The organism is Halopseudomonas aestusnigri (assembly GCF_002197985.1).
GTDB classification, from domain to species: Bacteria; Pseudomonadota; Gammaproteobacteria; order Pseudomonadales; family Pseudomonadaceae; genus Halopseudomonas; species Halopseudomonas aestusnigri.
The window spans coordinates 6,194-7,745 of the sequence record NZ_NBYK01000026.1 but is presented as its reverse complement, the minus strand read 5'-3'; the positions used below and the strand labels follow the sequence as shown (position 1 = coordinate 7,745).

At 54.2% G+C, this 1,552-nt stretch carries 1 protein-coding gene and 1 pseudogene; both read left to right on the top strand.

Annotated elements, in window-relative coordinates; all coding sequences use genetic code 11:
• Positions 1-288 precede the first annotated feature (288 nt).
• Positions 289-1,374 (top strand): IS110 family RNA-guided transposase, encoded by a 1,086-nt coding sequence (locus B7O88_RS17630; protein WP_088278088.1) that lies wholly within the window; start codon positions 289-291, stop codon positions 1,372-1,374.
• A gap of 16 nt (positions 1,375-1,390) precedes the next feature.
• Positions 1,391-1,552, top strand: a pseudogene (locus B7O88_RS17895) (IS3 family transposase); the annotation flags it as partial.

The window sequence follows — 1,552 nt, the reverse complement described above, 5'->3', positions numbered from 1 at the left end:
AGTAAGAATGTACTGGCCAGTGTTTCCATGTGGTCTGACTCACACAGCGATAGACCGATGATGGATGATCTGGTCGTGGAGTGTCCCGAATGGCCTGACCCACACTCAGATCGACCCTTGTGTCTTTCCCCGGACCTGTCGACCGCTTGGGAACACTGCACGTCAAGGTGACCGCCTTGCCGATACATGTGACCCAAGAAGGGCCTGACGTCACGTCACTTTACTGTCTTGTCCAGGTGTCCGGTTGGAGCGGTTCAGTTCGAGCCCGGTGAACCGGAGAGACCAGCCATGCACAACGTTAAAATCAGCAGTGTTTCGAGACAGGTCGTAGGCGGCGTAGATACCCATAAAGATCTTCACGTCGCCGCAGTTGTAGATGAGCAGGATCGTATCTTGGCCAGTGAGAGCTTTGCGACTACGCGTCAGGGCTACAAGCAAATGCTGACGTGGATGCGCTCGTTTGGTGACCTGGCGCGAGTGGGCATCGAGTGCAGCGGTACGTACGGTGCAGGCCTATTACGCTACTTGGAACAGGCTGAAGTCACCGTTCTTGAAGTTACTGCGCCTGATAAAAGCGATAGGCGCAAGCGGGGCAAAGATGACACCCTTGATGCTGAAAATGCCGCACATGCTGCCTTCGCAGGTATTCGTACAGTTACCCCCAAAAAACGTGACGGCATGGTCGAATCGTTACGCGTGCTCAAAGTGTGTCGCAAGACTGCCATGCAGGCTAGGCGCATTACCTTGCAACTGATCCAGAACACCATCGTTAGCGCGCCGGATGATCTGCGTGAGTCATTACGCACGTTGACTCGCATGCAATTGATTAGAACACTGGCAGCATGGCGTCCAGATCTATCAAGCTATCGTCAAGTTACATCTGCCTACCGGATAGCCCTGAAGTCACTGGGGCGGCGTTATCTCGAACTGCATGACGAGATAGCGGACTTGGATGTGATGATTGCAGCCTTGGTTAATGATCTTGCCCCAGAGTTGGTTTCCCGAAATGCCATTGGCTACGAGACCGCTGCTCAGCTTCTACTGACAGCTGGTGAAAACAGCGATCGTTTCCGCTCAGAGTCCAGCTTCGCGGCTTTATGCGGGGTTAGCCCAGTCCAAGCCTCTTCAGGGAAGGTCACCCGACATCGTCTGAATCGAGGTGGTGATCGTGCCGCGAACAGTGCGCTGCATATCATCGCTATTGGCAGGCTTCGAACAGACGCCCGAACCCAGGCTTATGTCAGTCGGCGCCTCGCAGAGGGACATTCGAAACTGGAAGCTATCCGCTGCCTAAAGCGCTACATCGCACGGGAGGTATACAGCATCATCCAGAGGCGAAATAGCATCATCAACCAAAGCACAGTATCCACTTGACCTTTAGAAGGGCGTCCAGGGTAGCCAGTTCAGCAGCGGAGACTGGCAGAGCTTCCTGAAAGCCAACAATTTGCTTGGCAGCATGAGTCGACGTGGCAACTGCCATGACAACGCGGTAGCGGAAAGCTTTTTCCAACTGCTGAAGCGGGAACGGATCAGGCGAAAGATCTACAGCACC